Source organism: Mesorhizobium sp. PAMC28654 (assembly GCF_020616515.1).
GTDB lineage: Bacteria > Pseudomonadota > Alphaproteobacteria > Rhizobiales > Rhizobiaceae > Mesorhizobium.
This window is the reverse complement of sequence record NZ_CP085135.1, coordinates 5,224,495-5,241,994: the sequence shown is the minus strand read 5'-3', so window position 1 is coordinate 5,241,994 and position 17,500 is coordinate 5,224,495. Positions and strand designations below refer to the sequence as shown.

General features: G+C 61.9%; 14 protein-coding genes. 10 read left to right on the top strand and 4 right to left on the bottom strand.

The genetic code is table 11. From position 1 onward, the window contains the following. Positions 1-5 precede the first annotated feature (5 nt). From LGH82_RS25730 to LGH82_RS25705, 6 genes are all read left to right on the top strand, one after another. Complete coding sequence (locus LGH82_RS25730) at positions 6-383, top strand: hypothetical protein (protein WP_227345418.1); 378 nt, start codon at positions 6-8, stop codon at positions 381-383. Positions 384-571: 188 nt separating this feature from the next. Beyond that, positions 572-2,626, top strand: a complete 2,055-nt coding sequence (locus LGH82_RS25725) for a bifunctional metallophosphatase/5'-nucleotidase (RefSeq protein ID WP_227345417.1) — start codon at positions 572-574, stop codon at positions 2,624-2,626. 142 nt (positions 2,627-2,768) lie between these two features. After that, on the top strand, positions 2,769-3,827 hold the full coding sequence (gene hemH, locus LGH82_RS25720) for a ferrochelatase (RefSeq protein ID WP_227345416.1): 1,059 nt from the start codon (positions 2,769-2,771) through the stop codon (positions 3,825-3,827). A gap of 154 nt (positions 3,828-3,981) precedes the next feature. After that, positions 3,982-5,193: an NAD(P)/FAD-dependent oxidoreductase gene (locus LGH82_RS25715; protein WP_227345415.1), complete on the top strand. Its 1,212-nt coding sequence runs from the start codon at positions 3,982-3,984 to the stop codon at positions 5,191-5,193. A 121-nt stretch (positions 5,194-5,314) separates the two neighbouring features. Continuing rightward, positions 5,315-6,265 carry an SPFH domain-containing protein gene (locus LGH82_RS25710; RefSeq protein WP_227345414.1) on the top strand — a complete coding sequence of 317 codons (951 nt, stop codon included), beginning with the start codon at positions 5,315-5,317 and terminating at the stop codon, positions 6,263-6,265. Between the two features lie 79 nt (positions 6,266-6,344). Next, the gene (locus LGH82_RS25705; RefSeq protein WP_227345413.1) at positions 6,345-6,809 is read left to right on the top strand and encodes an NfeD family protein; all 465 of its coding nucleotides are present in this window, start codon (positions 6,345-6,347) and stop codon (positions 6,807-6,809) included. 4 nt (positions 6,810-6,813) lie between these two features. Here the strand turns inward: LGH82_RS25705 and LGH82_RS25700 are convergent, their stop codons facing one another. After that, the gene (locus tag LGH82_RS25700) at positions 6,814-7,815 is read right to left on the bottom strand and encodes a KpsF/GutQ family sugar-phosphate isomerase (RefSeq protein WP_227345412.1); all 1,002 of its coding nucleotides are present in this window, start codon (positions 7,813-7,815) and stop codon (positions 6,814-6,816) included. Positions 7,816-8,089: 274 nt separating this feature from the next. On the opposite strand from LGH82_RS25700, the gene LGH82_RS25695 reads away from it, so the two are divergent. Further along, the gene (locus tag LGH82_RS25695) at positions 8,090-9,850 is read left to right on the top strand and encodes an outer membrane beta-barrel protein (RefSeq protein WP_227345411.1); all 1,761 of its coding nucleotides are present in this window, start codon (positions 8,090-8,092) and stop codon (positions 9,848-9,850) included. Between the two features lie 49 nt (positions 9,851-9,899). On the opposite strand, the gene LGH82_RS25690 is transcribed toward LGH82_RS25695, so the two are convergent. Both LGH82_RS25690 and LGH82_RS25685 read right to left on the bottom strand, forming a co-directional pair. Beyond that, on the bottom strand, positions 9,900-10,997 hold the full coding sequence (locus LGH82_RS25690; protein ID WP_227345410.1) for a TIGR03032 family protein: 1,098 nt from the start codon (positions 10,995-10,997) through the stop codon (positions 9,900-9,902). 202 nt (positions 10,998-11,199) lie between these two features. Beyond that, positions 11,200-14,256, bottom strand: coding sequence for an autotransporter outer membrane beta-barrel domain-containing protein (locus LGH82_RS25685; RefSeq protein ID WP_227345409.1), 3,057 nt, complete (start codon positions 14,254-14,256; stop codon positions 11,200-11,202). 64 nt (positions 14,257-14,320) lie between these two features. On the opposite strand from LGH82_RS25685, the gene LGH82_RS25680 reads away from it, so the two are divergent. The 3 genes from LGH82_RS25680 to LGH82_RS25670 all read left to right on the top strand — a co-directional run bounded on the left by LGH82_RS25680 (position 14,321) and on the right by LGH82_RS25670 (position 16,191). Next, positions 14,321-14,473 (top strand): hypothetical protein, encoded by a 153-nt coding sequence (locus tag LGH82_RS25680; protein WP_227345408.1) that lies wholly within the window; start codon positions 14,321-14,323, stop codon positions 14,471-14,473. 82 nt (positions 14,474-14,555) lie between these two features. Beyond that, on the top strand, positions 14,556-14,837 hold the full coding sequence (locus tag LGH82_RS25675) for a hypothetical protein (RefSeq protein ID WP_227345407.1): 282 nt from the start codon (positions 14,556-14,558) through the stop codon (positions 14,835-14,837). 532 nt (positions 14,838-15,369) lie between these two features. Further along, positions 15,370-16,191 (top strand): IS5 family transposase, encoded by an 822-nt coding sequence (locus LGH82_RS25670; RefSeq protein WP_227345406.1) that lies wholly within the window; start codon positions 15,370-15,372, stop codon positions 16,189-16,191. A gap of 269 nt (positions 16,192-16,460) precedes the next feature. Here the strand turns inward: LGH82_RS25670 and galU are convergent, their stop codons facing one another. Continuing rightward, on the bottom strand, positions 16,461-17,366 hold the full coding sequence (gene galU, locus LGH82_RS25665) for a UTP--glucose-1-phosphate uridylyltransferase GalU (RefSeq protein WP_227345405.1): 906 nt from the start codon (positions 17,364-17,366) through the stop codon (positions 16,461-16,463). Between the last annotated feature and the right edge of the window lie 134 nt (positions 17,367-17,500).

Here is a 17,500-nt window from a genome sequence, read left to right as displayed (position 1 = left end):
TCAGAATGACGATTGCGCGCAAACTGCTTTCGGCCGGCATTGCCTCGGCCATGGCTGTCGCCCTTGCCGCCTGCAACACGACCGGCCCAAGCGAACCGCCAATGGCGGCGGCGCCCAAGGGGGTCGAAGGTTCATGGATCGACGCCAAGGGCACGGGTCTGTCGACCTTCGCCGGCGGCACGTTCACAACCGTCGCCACCGACACCGGCCAGAAACTGTCCAATGGCAGCTACACCATGACCGGCGCCACATCGGTCCAGATCAATGGTACCTCGCTGATCCGCCAGACGCCGGTCAGCTTCAACTGCCTGATGGTCTCCACCAGCCAGCTTAACTGCACCAGCTCCAGCGGTCAGAACTTCGTGCTGACCAGGCGCACCTGAACACCCAGGTAGTTTTGACTTGAGAATGGCGGCCAATGGCCGCCATTCTTTTTTGTGCCGGCAAAAGGCTCCCGGTTTTCTGCTTGCATCACCGGGAACGCGATGGGAACATGCTGGAAAAGCTGCTGTCGCATCGCAGTCAAGCAAGGGCGTTAAACGCCTCTGGTCAGCTCATCCGGGAGACGAAGATGAAGAAGATCGCCGCCATTGCCGCACTTTCGGTATCCACGCTCGGCCTGTCGGCCGGCACATCCTTTGCCGACTACACACTGAACATCCTGCACATCAACGACTGGCACAGCCGCATCGAGGGCAACAACAAATACGAAACGACCTGCTCGGCCGACGAGGAGACCAAGGGCGAGTGCATTGGCGGCGCGGCCCGTCTCGTCACGGCGATCGCCCAGGAGCGCAAGAGGCTGGAGGGCCAGAATGTGCTTCTGCTCAGCGCCGGCGACAATTTCCAGGGATCGCTCTTCTACACGACCTACAAGGGCAAGATCGAAGGCGAGTTCCTCAACGAAATGAAGTTCGACGCCATGGCGCTCGGCAATCACGAGTTCGACGATGGCGAGGCGGCCCTTGCGCCCTTCCTCGACATGATCAAGTTTCCGGTGCTCGGCGCCAATGTGAAGGCCAACGCCCAGTCCAAGCTTGGCGACCGGGTCAAGCCGTCGATCGTGATCGAGGTCGGCGGCCAGAAGATCGGCATCATCGGCGCCGTCACCAACGACACCCCGGAACTCTCGTCACCGGGCCCGAACATCACCATCGAGAATGACGTCAAGTCGATCACCGCCGAGGTCGAGAAGCTGCAGGCGCAAGGCGTCAACAAGATCATCGCCGTGACCCATATCGGCTATCCGCGCGAGCGTGACGTCATCGCCAAGATACCGGGCATCGACGTTGTGGTTGGCGGTCACAGCCATTCGCTGCTGTCCAACACCGATCCGAAGGCCGAAGGCCCCTACCCGACGATGGTCGACAACCCCGGCGGCTACAAGGTGCCGGTCGTGCAAGCGGAGGCCTATTCGAAATATCTCGGCGAATTCAAGGTCGTGTTCGACGACAACGGCAAGGTCAAGGAAGCCAGCGGCAATCCAATCCCTCTCGACAAGTCGATCACGCCCGATCCTGCCGTGCTTGCCCGCATCAAGGAGCTTGGCGCGCCGATCGAGGCGCTGAAGAACAAGGAAGTAGCCGAGACCACCGACGTGATCGACGGCAGCCGCCAGAGCTGCCGCGTCCACGAATGCTCGATGGGCAACCTCGTTTCCGACGCCATCCTCGACCGCGTCAAGGGACAGGGCGTCGAGATCGCCATTTCGAATGGCGGCGGCCTGCGCGCCTCGATCGACAAGGGCACGGTCACCATGGGTGAGGTGCTGACCGTGCTGCCGTTCCAGAACACGCTGGCGACCTTCCAGATTTCCGGCAAGGATCTGGTTGCCGGCCTCGAGGGTGGTCTGAGCCAGATCGAGGATGGCGCCGGACGCTTCCCCCAGGTTGCCGGCCTGAAATACTCGTTCGACAAGTCGGTCGCGCCCAACGCCGGCCGCCTCAAGTCGGTCGAGGTCATGGAAGGCGGCGCGTGGACGCCGATCAAGCCGGACAAGGACTATCTTGTCGCCACCAACAACTACGTCCGCCAGGGCGGCGACGGCTACAAGATCTTCGCCGACAAGGCCAGGAACGCCTACGATTATGGTCCGGGCCTCGAACAGGTGGTCGCCGACTATCTTGCCGCGCACCGACCCTATACGCCCAAGCTCGATGGCCGCATCACGGAGATCGCCGCCACCGTTGCCGCGGCACCTGTGGCTGATGCGATCAAGCCGGCCGAGGCAGCACCTGCCCCGGCAGCTCAGCCCGCCAAACCGGCGGACGCGGCGCCCGCAATGCCCGAATTGCCGACCAATTCCGGCGATATCGCCAACACCCCGCCGGCCATATCGACAGAAACGGCGCCTGCGCCTCCATCCCCGCCCGCTCAGCAGGCACCGGCGCCTGCTCCCGCGCCAGCCGACACGGCAACCGCACCCGCGGAACCGGCCAAGCCCGCTGAGGCCGCACCGGCTGAAGCCAGCCACGTGATCGTTGCCGGCGACACCTACTGGGAGTTGGCCAGGAAGGCCTATGGCGACGCCACCAAGTGGAAGTTGATCTCGGGCGCCAACAAGGGTTACCAGCCCCATCGGCTCCCGCTTGGCGCGACCTTGACGATCCCACCCGCCGCGAAATAGGCCGGTCCCAAGGAATTCATCGCACCCGCCCGGGAAACCGGGCGGGTTTTCTGTTTCCGGCTGAAGCGCGATAAGGTGCGGCCACGCGTGGCATTGAAAGCGCCAGTAATATCGCTAGGTTCGCGGTCTCGGAGAAACCCTGATGACCCTGTCCACCGCTATCGACACCAATTCCGCCAAGCTGAAACGTCCGCAGCCCGCAGGGTCGGCCGGCACCGGCAAGGTCGGGGTCATGCTGGTCAATCTGGGCACCCCGGACGGCACCGATTTCAAGCCGATGTGGCGCTATCTCAGGGAGTTCCTGTCCGACCCGCGCGTCATCGAACTCAACCGGGCGATCTGGTACCCGATCCTCTACGGCCTTGTACTCACCACGCGGCCGAAGAAGTCCGGCGCCAACTACGCCAGGATCTGGAACCGGGAAAAGAACGAGTCGCCGCTGCGCACCTTCACACGCGCGCAAGGTGAGAAGCTCGCCCAGTCGCTCAGCGATCAGCCCAATGTCGTCGTCGACTGGGCGATGCGCTATGGCAACCCGTCAACCGAGAGCGTGACAAGGAAACTGGTTGCGCAAGGCTGCGACCGCATCCTGTCATTTCCGCTCTATCCGCAATATTCGGCGACGACGACCGCAACCGCCAACGACCAGCTGTTTCGCGCCCTGATGAAGATGCGCGCAGCACCCGCCGTCCGCAGCGTGCCTCCCTATTACAACGAGCCGGTCTACATCGAGGCGCTCGCCCATTCGCTCAAGCGGCATCTGGCAAGGCTGGATTTCGAACCGGAAGTGGTCATCACCTCCTATCACGGCATCCCGAAACCTTATTCCGACAAGGGCGATCCCTATCAAGCCCATTGCCTTGAGACGACGCGCCTGCTGCGTGAAAAGCTCGGCTGGAGCGAGAAGAAGCTGATCACCACCTTCCAGTCGCGTTTCGGCGCGCAGGAATGGCTGCAGCCCTACACCGACAAGACGGTCGACAAGCTGGGCAAGGAGGGCGTGAAGTCGATCGCCATCCTCAATCCGGGCTTTTCGGTCGACTGCATCGAGACGCTGGATGAGATCGGCCGCGAGGTGGCGGAAACCTTCCACCATGCGGGCGGCGAAAAATTCGCGCACATCCCCTGCCTCAACGACAGCCCGGAGGGCATGGCGGTGATCGAGGCGATGGTGCGCCGGGAATTGTCCGGCTGGGTCTGACATCAGAGCAATTCCAGGAAAAGTGTGAAACGGTTTTCCGTCCGGGATTGCGTCAAACAGAGAGATGGAGCGGTTCTGCGTTTCCTTGAAACGATGACCGCTCCAGGAACAAGCGGCACGCCGGGGCGTTCATGGGCGCCTTCCGGAGAATTAGATGCCCCGCAAACTCGACCTCAGAAGCGGCCGACCCGTCTGGTCCGCCTATCGTGCACCCGCCGTCCCGACCGAACCGCTGACGCGCGATATCAAGGCCGACGTGCTGATCGTCGGCATGGGCATCAGCGGCGGAATGATGGCCGAAACGCTGACGGCCGACGGCCACTCGGTTGTTTGCATCGACCGGCGCGGCCCGCTGAAGGGCTCTACATCGGCAACCACGGCACTGGTGCAGTTCGAGATCGACCAGCCGTTGGCGACACTCGCCAAGATGATCGGCGGGACGTCGGCGCAACAGGCCTGGCGGCGCTCGCGCCTCGCCGTCTCCAATCTTGCCGCCCGCATAGACCGGCTTTCCATCAATTGCTGCCCGACCCGCACGCAGTCTCTCTATCTGGCCGGCACCGTGCTCGGCCCGTCCGATCTGCGTGACGAGGCCGACGCGCGACGCCAGGCGGGCATCGCCGCGACCTATCTCACCCCCGGCCCGCTGGCCGAGCAATTCGGCGTCGACCGCGATGGCGCCATTCTCAGCCATGGCAACATGGCGCTCGATCCCCGCAAGCTCACCGCCGGGCTGCTGCTCAAGGCGCGGGAGCGCAAGGCGCGCTTCCATGCGCCCGTCGAAGCAACAGGGATCGAGGACAGCGTGGACGAGGTGATCGTTGCCACCAGTGACGGCCCGACCATCACGGCGAAGCATCTGGTTCTGGCGACAGGTTACGAGTTGACCGACATCGTGCCCCCGGCGGCCCACCGGATCATCTCGACATGGGCGATCGCCACGCGACCGCAGCCGCGAAAGCTCTGGCCGGGCAGAGCGTTCATCTGGGAGGCTTCGGATCCCTATCTTTATATGCGCGCGACCACCGACGGCAGGGTCATCTGCGGCGGCGAGGACGAGGATTTCGTTGACGAGGCTCGGCGCGATGCGCTGCTTGCCGCCAAGAGCGAGCGCATCGCCGAAAAGCTTGGCCGGCTGTTCCCGCAGCTCGATACGAGACCCCAATTCGCCTGGACCGGCTCATTCGGCACCACCACCACCGGCCTGCCCTATATCGGCGCCATTCCCCGCCATCCACGCATCCATGCCGTGATGGGCTATGGAGGCAACGGCATAACCTTCTCGCAGATCGCTTCCGAGATTGTATCCGCCTCGATCAACGGGCTGGACGACGCGGATGCACCGCTGTTTGCATTCAACCGCTGAGTGCAAACGGCAAAACAATCCCTCATCACCAGATTGTAACGCTGCTGAAACACACTTAAGTCTTTGGTGAGGCTGGTTGCGCGAGAGTGGCTCGCGCGGCCGGCGTCCGAGGGAGAGCCAAATGAATTTCAGTGGTTTCGATATAGCGATTATTGTTCTCGCTTTCCTTATCGTGCTGGTGCTTTTCAAGGGCATCAAGACAATCCCGCAAGGCTACAACTATACGGTGGAGCGCTTCGGGCGTTACACCAGGACACTGACACCCGGCCTCAATCTCATCGTGCCCTTCGTCGATCGCATCGGCGCCAAGATGAACATGATGGAGCAGGTCCTGGATGTTCCGAGCCAGGAAATCATCACCCGCGACAACGCCATCGTCGGCGTCGACGGCATCGCCTTCTTCCAGATCCTCAATGCGCCACAGGCCGCCTACCAGGTCTCCGGCCTGCAGAACGCCATCCTCAACCTGACGATGACCAACATCCGTACCGTCATGGGCTCGATGGACCTCGACGAATTGCTGTCGAACCGCGACGCCATCAACGAACGCCTGCTGCGCGTCGTCGACGAAGCCGCGCATCCGTGGGGCATCAAAATCACCCGCGTCGAGATCAAGGACATCAACCCGCCGGCCAACCTCATAGAATCGATGGGCCGCCAGATGACCGCCGAGCGTAACAAACGCGCACAGATCCTCGCCGCCGAAGGCCTCAAGCAGTCGCAGATCCTTGAAGCCGAGGGCCGCAAGGAAGCCGCTTTCCGCGACGCCGAGGCGCGCGAACGCTCCGCCGAGGCCGAAGCCCGCGCCACGCAGGTCGTGTCGGAAGCCATCTCCAAGGGCGACGTGCAGGCGCTGAACTATTTCGTCGCGCTGAAATACACCGAAGCGCTGGGCAGGATCGGCACGGCCACGAACAGCAAGGTTGTGCTGATGCCGATGGAAGCCTCGGCGCTGATCGGCACGCTTGGCGGCATCGGCGAGATTGCCAAGGAGGTCTTCAGGAGCGAAGGCACCGCTGGCGCCGCGCGGCAGGCTGCCCGCCCGCCGGTGGTTCGCCCGAGCGATAGCTGAGATCGTCGGAGCTGATCGCGAAAACCGGGAACCGGTTTTCGGAAAGATCATGCTCAACAGAAAGTAGGAGCACCCTCCAATGCTCGACCGTATAGTTTCCGAACTTGGCCCATGGAACTGGATGGTTCTGGGCTTCGTCCTGCTGGTGATGGAAGTCATCGCGCCAGGCGTTTTCATGCTGTGGATCGGCATCGCCGCGTTGCTGATCGGCGTGGTCTCGCTGCTCATCTGGGACGCGGCCATCTGGACGTGGCAGGTCCAGGTTCTCGCCTTCCTGGTGCTATCGGTGATCTCGGCCTTCGTCGGCAAGAAGCTGGTGGGCGGGCGCAATGTTCCAACCGACCAGCCCCTGCTCAACCGGCGCGGCCAGCAATTGATCGGCCGGATGGCGACACTTGCCGAACCGATCAGGGATGGCCGCGGCCGCATAAAACTCGGCGATACGCTGTGGCGCGTCTCCGGCCCTGATCTGCCGGCCGGCACGCAGGTGCGCGTCGTAGGCGCGGCCGACACGGATCTGGAGCTGACGGTCGAGCCGGTCTGAGCGTTCAGGCCGCGCCGATGCGCAGCAGGTCGTGGAGGTGGACAAGCCCGATCGGCCGCGTGCCCTCCACCACCATCAGGCTGGTGATCGCCGATGTGTTGATCGTCTGCAATGCCGTCGCCACCAGCGTATCTGGCCCGGCCGTCTTCGGCCCTTTGGTCATGACTTGATCGACGCTCATCGCCAGAAGATCGCTGCCGATGTGGCGCCTGATGTCGCCATCGGTGACGATGCCGATCAGCGCACCATCCGCTGATGTCACCGCCACGCAGCCAAAGCCCTTGCGCGACAGTTCCAAGATCGCGTCCTGCATGCCCGTGCCCGAGGCCACCAGAGGCAGCCTGTCGCCGACATGCATGATCTCGCGGATCTGCGTCAGGTTGGCGCCAAGCTGGCCGCCAGGATGAAACGTGCGGAAATGATCCGGCGTGAAGCCGCGCGCTTCGAGCAGCGCGATGGCCAGCGCATCACCCATGACCAGTTGCAGCAGCGTCGATGTCGTCGGCGCCAGGCCATGCGGGCAAGCCTCCGGCACGCGCGGCAGCAACAGCACCACGTCCGCCGCGCGCGCCAGCGCCGAGGTCTCGCCTGCGGTGACCGCGATCAGCGGGATGGAGAAGCGCCGCGAATAAGCGACGATACCCTGGAGTTCCTTGCTCTCGCCCGACCATGACAGGGCAATGATGGCGTCGTCCCTGGCGATCATGCCGAGGTCGCCATGATTGGCTTCGGCTGGATGGACAAAGAAGGCCGGCGTGCCGGTCGAGGCGAATGTGGCCGCGATCTTCGAGCCGATATGGCCGCTCTTGCCGACACCAGTGATGATGATCCGACCTTTGATCTTCGACACAAGGTCGACGGCTCGCGCGAAGGGCTCGGCCAATCCGTTCTCGAGCGCCGCGGCCAACGCCGCGATACCGGCCTGTTCGGTCGCTACCGTTCGCAGCGCCGAGGCAATCGAAGCCTGCCTGTCCAGCTGCTTCTTTTCTAGGGATCCCGCATGCATGGGAGATGCGATTAACGCTTTGCCGCGTTCGTGTCCAACGGAAATACCACGTGATGCATGTCGTCCAAGGCCCTTTTGGCCTCACCCCAGGATGTTGGGCGGTCCTCGCATGACGCGATGGGTGAGAACAGAAGACTTGGAACAGGCCGCGAAATCCTTTCGAACATGCAGCGCTTTAGCACACTGATCAGCCGCCGCCTCAACCCTCCGTTAACCATCCCCATTTACGGTTCGGTAAGTATGGCGCGCGTGCGCCGCGCGAGCAGTGGTGGCGATGTCCGGGGTCCAGCCAGAAAAACGAAGAGGACGAAGGGGCAGAGCGGTCTGCGCCTTGCTGCTGGCGACGAGCGTCTTCGGCCTGCTGCGGCCAGCCTTGCTTTACGCCCAGGAAACGGACCTGCGCGGCGAGGTTTCGGAATCGGCTATCCTGGCCGACCAGCAGAAAAGGGCCCTGTCCGGCCAGGGTCAGGCTGCACCGGCCAACGCTCCGACGCAGGAAAGCCCACGCACCTATCTGCCGGCCAGCGCCGGCGCGGTGCCCGATGCCGATGCAACGCCCACAACCGGCAGCATCTTCGACCCACCGACAATCCCCGACGACACATCCGCTGACACCCCGGCGCCGCCGAAGCCACGCCAGTCGGCGGCGGCAAGGCAGCGTACCGCCGATCAGGACAAGGCCAAGGCCGCCAAGCAGACCGCCGACAACAAGAAGGCGAAGAAGGCCACGACAGCCACGGCGGCGGATAACGCCGCGACGGGTGATATCGACGCAACAGAGACTGGCCAGGAGCCGGCCAACACTCGCGCCCTCAGCGTCGATTCCGCCGACAGGCTGAAGCTTGATCCCGGCGCCGAGCGCACGACGGCGATCGAAGGCCAGAACAGGAAAGCCGAGGACGACCCCTTTGCCGCCACTGGCGTCAAATGGGGTTCCTTCACCATCAGGCCGACGCTCGAACAGGGCATCACCGCATCGTCGAATGCGGACTCCAGCGCCGGCGGCGGCTCTGCCCTGCTTTCGGAAACCGCGCTGCGTTTCAATGCCGTCTCCGACTGGCGGGAGAATTCGGCGACCATCGATGGCTACGGTATCTTCCGCGAGACCTTGTCGGGCGAGCAGGTGCATGACGCGCAGGGCCGCATCGAAGGCCAGCTCAATGTCGATCTCGACAATGAACTGCGCGCCATCGCGAAGCTCGGTTATGAAGCCGTGCCGGAATCGGCATCCGCGCCGGGCGCCGTTCCCGATTCGAGTTCGCAGCCGGTGCGCCAGACCGTGGACGGCAGCCTCGGCCTCGAAAAAGATGTCGGCAAGATGCAGTTCACGGTGACGTCAGCCATCGCGCACGATACCTATGGCAACGCGAAGCTTGATGACGGTACCTCGCTGTCGCAGAAGGATCGCGATTCCACCCTCTATTCGATGAAGCTGCGCACCGGCTACGAAATCTCCCCGGCGCTCACGCCCTTCACCGAGGTCGAGCTTGGCCGCAGGGTCTATGACCTGGGTGTGGACAGCAGCGGCTTCGACCGGTCCTCGACCACGCTCGGTGCCAGGGTGGGAACGAAGCTTGACCTTGGCGAGAAACTGGCCGGCGAATTTTCGGTCGGATGGCTGCGCGAGGCGATCGACGATGCCAACCTGCCGGCCATTTCGGGACCATCGATCAATGCCGATGTGAAATGGTCGCCCGAGCGCGGCACCATCATCGGCCTGACCGGGCAGACGGTCATCGAGGATTCGACCACCGCCGGCCAGAGCGGCGACATCCTCTATTCAGGACGGCTTACCGGCGAGCGGCAAATCCGCGCCAATCTCACTGGCAATGCGGCGTTGGGCCTGGACTGGCGTGACTATACCGGCTCCGACGGCCACGACCTGACGCTGAGCGCCGAGGCCGGCCTGACATGGTGGCTGAACCGCTATGTTGGCCTGACCAGCCGCGCCCGGACCGAGAAACTGACCAGCAACCTGCCGGGACGCAACTACACGGCCAACAGCATCTTCCTCGGCCTGAAGCTGCAGCGCTGAACAATAGGCAGGAGAACGCCGACCCGTCTCGGTCAGCATGGATCAGGCTTCAGCCATCGGTATCAATCGTTATCAGCGACGCCATGTTCGGGCTGTTCAACGGCACCGACGAGGGGCAGCGGCATCCCGGCATGACCGCGACATCGAACAGCTCGGTGATATGTCCCTTGAGCTCGATCCATTCGGCGATACCGCCCGTGTGCAGGTCGATGATGTAGATCGCGCAGCGGGGCTCGGCGTCGCGCGTCTCGAGATTGGCCTGCAGCGGCAGGTCCTTGAAAAGCCCGTCGCGCGGCAGCGACGTCGTCACCAGCGCAAAGCGGCCGAAGAAGCTCAGGCCGCGCAGGAAGCCGGGGCAGAAGGCGATGTTCTGCTTCTCATTGGTCTTGGGGTCGATGCGGACCAGGAAGCCACGACCGGAATCGAGCACCCAGAGCGCACCGTCATGGAAGCGCGGCGAATGCGGCATCGACAGGTCTTCGACGACGACCTTGTCCTCCGTGATGTCGATGATCATGCCGCCTTCCCAGCGACGGTCGCGCCAGCCGCCGACCGAATCCGAACGGCTGATGGCGGTGACATAACGCGCCCGGCCGTTCTGCATGGCCAGGCCGTTGAGATGGCAGCGGTCCTCCGGCACCAGCTTGCTGATGAAGGAGGGCTTCCACAGCGGCCGGAAGGAATGCGTCGGGCTGAGCGTCGCCAGGCAGGAGAATTTGGTGTTGATGAACACGATCTGCCCATCATCGCGAACGGCCAGTTCATGGATGTCGAGATCACCGGTGTAGGACGCCGCGCGCGGCATATACATGCGATCATGGACATTGTTGGCGACCTGTTCGGGACCCAGGATGTTTTCCAGACGCCATATCGCCGTGTCCGAGGCAAGCAGGATGCGCTGTCCGGCGATGGTGATACCCATGGCGCGGGTGAAGTTGGTCTGGTGGATCGATGCCTTCTTGTCGCCGGTCAGGCCAACCATGAACAGCTGCCCGCTCTGATATGAGGTGAAGGCCAGCGAACACTGCGCCGCCTCCATCCAGTTGACGAAGCCGCGCGACAACGAAACATTGGTCTGCTGCTCCTCTGCGGCGGCCGACGTCTCCGTCGGTTTTGCCGCGATCTCGCCGGTCGTGGAATTGCTCACGCTATCGCTTCCCATGTGTTGGAATGCACCGCCGCCCCGAAGGAAATCCTCCAACGACTACGCCGGCCACGAGGGCCGGCGCAAGGGTTAGAGCAATTCCAGGAAAAGTGTGAAACGGTTTTCCGTCCGGAATTGCGTCAAAACAAAGAGTTAGAGCGGTTTGCTGTTTCCGTGAAACGGTGAACTGCTCTAAAATATCGGACTACCAGTTGTAACGCAGCGTCGCGCCGAGGGATCCGGCATTTGATCCGTCGCCGAACCGGTAGCTGCCACGGACAACGCCCGACCAGTTGTTGGCGCTCGCCACGCTCACACCGGCGCCGACCTCCCCGAACGTGCCATTACCCGTACTGTCGGAGGCCGAGAAGGCGTTTCCAGGAAAATTGATGCCGACACTGTTGCTGCTGCCGAAATGGTTCCAGACACTCAGCGTCAGGTCCGGCGTGACGGTCATGCCGTTCATCTGCATGTCCTTTCCGACACGCACGCCGACCCGGCCACGGCCGCTGCCGCCATTGTCGAAGGAGACATCGCCGCCGAAGATGGACAAGGAATCCATCTGCGTGTGGACCCACTCCAGGCTCGCCTGGGGCTCGATGAAGCCCCAGCCGGTCGCGAAACGATAGCCGGTATCCAGGCGCACGCCGATATTGGTGGCGTTGGTGCTTGCACTGCCCGGCACACCGCCCTGATCGTTGATATCGACACTCAGGAAGTCCGCCTTGAGCAGGCCATCGAGATAGAAACCGCCATTCAGGTAGGTCGCATAGGCGCCAACCGTGCCGCCCTTGTACTTCCAGCTGTCGCCCGTCGCGGTGAAGTCGAGGGTCGAGGTGACATAGCCGGCCATCAGGCCGAACATGACATCGCCGCCGGCGACACCTTCGATGCCCATGTCGACGCCGCCCAGGAACGCACCCGTGTTCTGCCTGCGATGGAGATCGAGAGTCTCGGGGTTGTGGCTGGTCGGGTCGAGATAGGTGACACTGCCATCCTGATCGGACCAGTCGCCTGCCGCGCGTGCCCAAAGGCCGCCCATGCGCGGGGTGGGTGTCGACACGACGATGTCGGCATTGTGCATGCCGCTCGCCTCGGTGCGCAGGTCCGCCATGCGGTCCTGCCAGAAGTCGGTGGTGTCTTGCCACACATTCTGCGCGCCCGTCATGCCACCGGGCAGTTCGAACGCCGCATTGCCAAGACCGACTGAGCGCAGGCCAAACTGGTCGCCCTGCAGGAACAGATCGTAGGCGAACAGGCCGGCATTGACGGGAGCGGCAACGCCGAAATTGCTGGCGTCCGTGTCGCCATCCACAGTCACGACAGGGATGAATGTCGAGGTCGACGGCACGCCGACGGGAATAGCGGTGACGTTCACCACCAGATTGGTATGTCCGTAGGAATTGCCGCCTATTGTGAACGTGTCGGCTGCGCTGGTCGCAAAATTGACGTCGACGCCGAGCTTCGAATTGCCCTGTCCGGTGAAATTGCCGCTCGTGGTCAGGCTGTCACCCACCACCCCATCGATCATCGTCGTCAGGCCGGCTCCCGAGCCGGTGCTGCCGTTGACGAAGCTTGTAAGGCCAAGGAAGCTGACAGTGTTTGGCGACGCGCCGAAATAGCTTCCCGACGCGTTGATCGTGCCGGAATTGTTGAGCGTGTTGTCGCCCGAGCCGAAATTGCTGTTCGTTTTCGCCCGGAACAGACCCTTGTCATTGATAGTCATGACGTTTCCGTCATCGCTCAGCACGACCCTGCCGGCAACTATGCCATCGACGTTGATTTCGGCCGTTCCGGCGGTCGATGTGATGGCGAGGTAATTTTCGGCGCCCACATAGCCACCGGATTTGATGTTGACGGTCGATCCGCCGGTCGAGTTGACCTTGATGCCGCCGGTCGCGCCATAGATATCGGCGCCACTGTTGATGACGACAGTGCTCGCATCCCCAGTCGCTTCGGCAATCACGCCAAAACCGCTGCCGTTGATGAAGCTGTTCTTGCCTGTGATGCCGATCGAGATGTCGCTGTTTGCGCCAGCCGAATAAGCCGCGATCGCGGCGCGGCCGCTCCCCGAGCTGACGGAAGCACTGTTGGTGATCGTGACGCTGCTGTCGTCGCCGTACGACGCGGCAAAGATCGCCTGGCGGTTCGCGGAGGAGATCGCGCCGCTGTTGGTGACGGTCACAGTCCCGTCAGTGGCGTATGTATAGGCGCCGATACCCTTGCCGCCCGAATTGATCGTCGCGGCGTTTGTAACGCTGACCGTGCCGCCATTGTCATGGTTGCCAGGAGTACCGGCCTGCGCGAAGATGCCGAAAGCTTGGGTGCCTGCCGTGGTGATCGTGCCGCCGGCCTTGTTGTTGACGACAACGCTGCTGCTGTCGCCATTGTAGAAATTGGCGATCGCCGAAATGCCCGCCGCGCTGGTGCCGATCGTGGTGATCGAGCCGTTGTTGGTGACGCTCACCTTGCTGTTGTCGCCGTCCGCATCGGCGAAGATGCCGGTCGAGCCGCCGCTCGACGAGCTGCTGGAACCAGTCTGGATATTGCCACTGTTGTCGACCGTCACGATGCCGTTGGCGCCGGCCGAGCGGGCGAAGATGCCGACGGAATTGATACCGGTTTTTATATCGCCGGTATTGGTCACCGAGATGTGCAGGTCGGAGCCAGTAAAACCGCCACCGTTAATGGCCTCAATGCCGGCGGATTTGTTGCCACCTGCCGTGGTGTCGATGGCGCCGCTGTTGGTGACGCTGATGGTCGTATCGCCAACATTGGCTACAGCCTTGATGCCGTCGGAGTAGGCTGGGTGACCAGCGCCTGTACCGGAAGTGATGGCGGCCTTGTTGGTGATGGTGATGTCGCCGCCGCTACCATAGGTGAAGGCACCGATACCGATGTAGCCGGAATGGATGGTTGCAGCGTTGGTGACGCTGACTGTGCCGCCATTGTCATGGTTGGGGTCTGCGCCATGGGGAGCGACACTGCCCGCCTGGGCGAAGATGCCATAGGCACCGGAGCCCGTGGCTGTAATAACCCCGCCCTGCTTATTGTCGATGACGATGCTGCTACCGTCGCCATGGTAATAGCTGGCGATCGCTGAAATACCGCCGGCGCTCACACCCGATGTGGTGATGGCGCCGCTGTTGGTGATGTTTACCAGCCCATTGTCGCCGCCGACATTGCCGACGATGCCCGTCGAGGTGCCGGACGTCGATGCGCTGTAGCCGGTGTCAATGCTGCCGCTGTTGTTGATGGTCACGACATTGCCTGAGCCATAGCTGGCGCGGCCGAAGATGCCCTCGGCGTTGGGGCCGGCTGTCAGATTGCCCGAATTGGTGATCGTGATGTGCGTGTTGCTGCTGTCAACTGCACCGTTCGTGGCGGCATCGGTCGCCTTGATGCTGTCGCTGTACGAGTTGATGTCGCCGGTGTTGTTGATCGTGATGTTGGCGCCGACCCCGTTCGTGCCGGCATAGATGCCGCGCGCCTGTCGACTGCGAGAACACCGGATTAGGGATTAGCGAGCTCGAATCCGTCGTCAGCGACCCGCTGTTGGTGATGTCGACGGTGTTTCCGTTGCCGGTAGTCGTGATGCCGATCGCATTGTCACCGGCCACCGTCGCCGTACGCGGATCGGTATTGGTGCATGATATCGGCGCTGCAGCGCCACTGACGGTGATTGGAGCTGGCGATGCCGGCTGCGTACAGCTGGCCGCGAATGATTGGGAAGAGAGCGCCATCAGCGTCGAGCCGAGCGCCGTGCCCAGCAAAAGCAGCCGGCGACGCTTTGGACGCAGTTCCACCCCGCCGCGAATGAACGCGACCTTCGATGTAGGCTGATGCATTTTTCAGTACCCTCCGCGCAGCAATGGATAAACCTGCACGGGAAAATTGCAATTCGAGTCGAAGGATTCTTGATCTGAAGCTAATGATAATAAGTTGCCGTGACAATTCGGCAACATCGACAACAAACTCGGGGCGCCTACTTTTTACCGTGTCGACATCGACTATCGGATAAAAATATCGGCCATCTAAAAGAATTCAAAAACCGGATTATACGGCTTGTCGATTTTGGATTTCTCAAGAGGAGCCGACAGCATCGCGGTCATGAAACAAACCCATAGTCGTGGCGGCTCACAACAACACAGAAGAATTTCAATGAACTGACGTCGTTGCGCCACGATACAGATCAGGCTTGATCAGGATTGAACACGTCGTGCGTGCGCTCAAATAGACATTCTCGCCTGCGACACAAAAGCGCCAAGCCCCAAGACGACTGAATTTCTACCTGAGTGTCTGACCCAAAAAGAAGTTGGGTGCTATCAATGACTTGTGATTCAATCGGAGTTGCGAAGCCTCGACGGAGCATCACATGTGGACTGATATCACCCGCGCCAAGCATGCCCGAAAGGGACTACGTTATTCAAGCGATTTGACGGACGCGGAATGGATGGTTCTGGAACCGCTGCTTCCGCCTCGCTCGGCGCTTGGCCGCCCGCCGAAATGGTCGCAGCGGTCTATCATGGAGGGCGTGTTTTATGTGCTGCGTAGCGGTCTGCCTTGGCGAATGCTGCCCAGGGACTTGCCGCCGGTATCGACGGTGCAGCGCTATTTCTACGCTTGGCGCGACAGCGGCCTTTGGAACACGATCAACCACCTGCTGCTGGTGGCCGTGCGTGTCGCCGCAGGTCGGGAGGCGTCGCCCAGCGCCGGCGTAATCGACAGCCAAAGCGTGAAAACCACTGAAAGCGGCGGGCTTTGTGGCTACGATGCGGGCAAGAAGATCAAAGGCCGAAAGCGCCATATCCTGACCGACACCTTGGGCCTGCTGGTCGGCGCGATCGTCCATACCGCTGACATCCAGGACCGAGACGGCGCCCCCGAGGTTCTGGCTTCTATTCGGGAAAGCTTTCCCTGGCTGCGCCACGTCTTCGCCGATGGCGGCTACGCCGGTGAAAAACTCCAGACCGCGCTCAGGGGAAAAGGTGGCTGGACCCTCGAAATCATCAAGCGATCCGACGCCGCAAAAGGCTTCGTCCTGCTCCCGCGCCGGTGGGTGGTGGAACGAACCTTCGCCTGGTTCGGCCGCAACCGACGCCTGTCCAAGGACTTCGAGCAGACCATCGAAAGCTCCACGGCTTGGCTGCTCCTCGCATCCGTTCAACTCATGACACGGCGCATCGCAAATCCATGATATCCATCAGAAATATTATGAGTCAGACTCTGACAAAGCAATCGCCGTTCAGCGATTGACCCAGCAGCATGATCCAAAAAATGAATCCGGTTTTCGGAAAGGATCAGGCTCAAACAAACATATCAAACCCCATCCCGATACCGTCGGGATGGAACAGGCCGTGGAGCAATTCCGGGAAAGGCGTGAAACGGTTTTCCGTCCGGAATTGCGCCAAAACGAAGAATCAGAGTGATTCTGGGTTCAGCGTTTCCGTGAAACGCAGAACCGTTCTAGAACGCCGCGCCGCGCCGTTCGGATGGCTTGAGCTCATCGAGAAGCGTGCGGATGACGCCTGCCATGTTCTGGTTCATGTCGCTGCGCCACAAGGCAAAGGCCACATTGGCCTCGACGAACCCCTCGGGCGAGCCGCAATCGAACGTGCGCCCCTGATAGTGGTAGCCGTAGAATGGCTGCTGCTTTTCCAGCTTCAGCATCGCGTCGGTGAGCTGGATCTCGTTGCCGGCGCCTTTCTCCTGGCCTTCGAGGATCTTGAAGATCTCCGGCTGCAGGATGTAGCGCCCGTTGATATAGAGGTTGGAAGGCGCGGTGCCCGTCTTCGGCTTCTCCACCATCTCGGTGATGCGGAAGCCGTGATGCGCATCCTCGCCGCGGCCGACAATGCCATATTTATGCGCTTCAAGCGGGTCGCATTCCTGCACCGCGATGATGTTGTTGCCGGTCTCCTCGTAGAGTTCGACCATCGACTTCATGCAGCTCTTCTCCGACTGCATGATCATGTCGGGCAATAGAAGCGCGAAGGGCTCGTCGCCGACCAGTTCGCGTGCACACCAGACGGCATGGCCGAGACCCATCGGCACCTGCTGGCGGGTGAAGCTGGTCTGGCCCGGCGCGGGCTGCAGCCGCTGCAGGCGGGCAAGCTGCTCGTCCTTGCCACGCTGTGCCAGCGTGTCATAGAGCTCGAACTGGATATCGAAATGGTCCTCGATGACCGCCTTGTTGCGGCCGGTCACGAAGATGAAATGCTCGATGCCCGCCTCGCGCGCCTCGTCCACCACATACTGGATGACCGGCCTGTCGACGACGGTCAGCATTTCCTTGGGAACAGCCTTGGTGGCCGGGAGAAACCGCGTGCCGAGACCGGCGACCGGGAAAACTGCCTTGCGAACTCTCTTCATGCTGTCAACTATCCATCTGAAGGTCAGAACTCATCGATCCGTTCAAAATGAACGGCGCCCTAAGGCCGGCAAATAGCTGCCATTTTGCATTATCCCATAACTCGACAAGAGTTAAGACTCCGGCTCCGGCAACT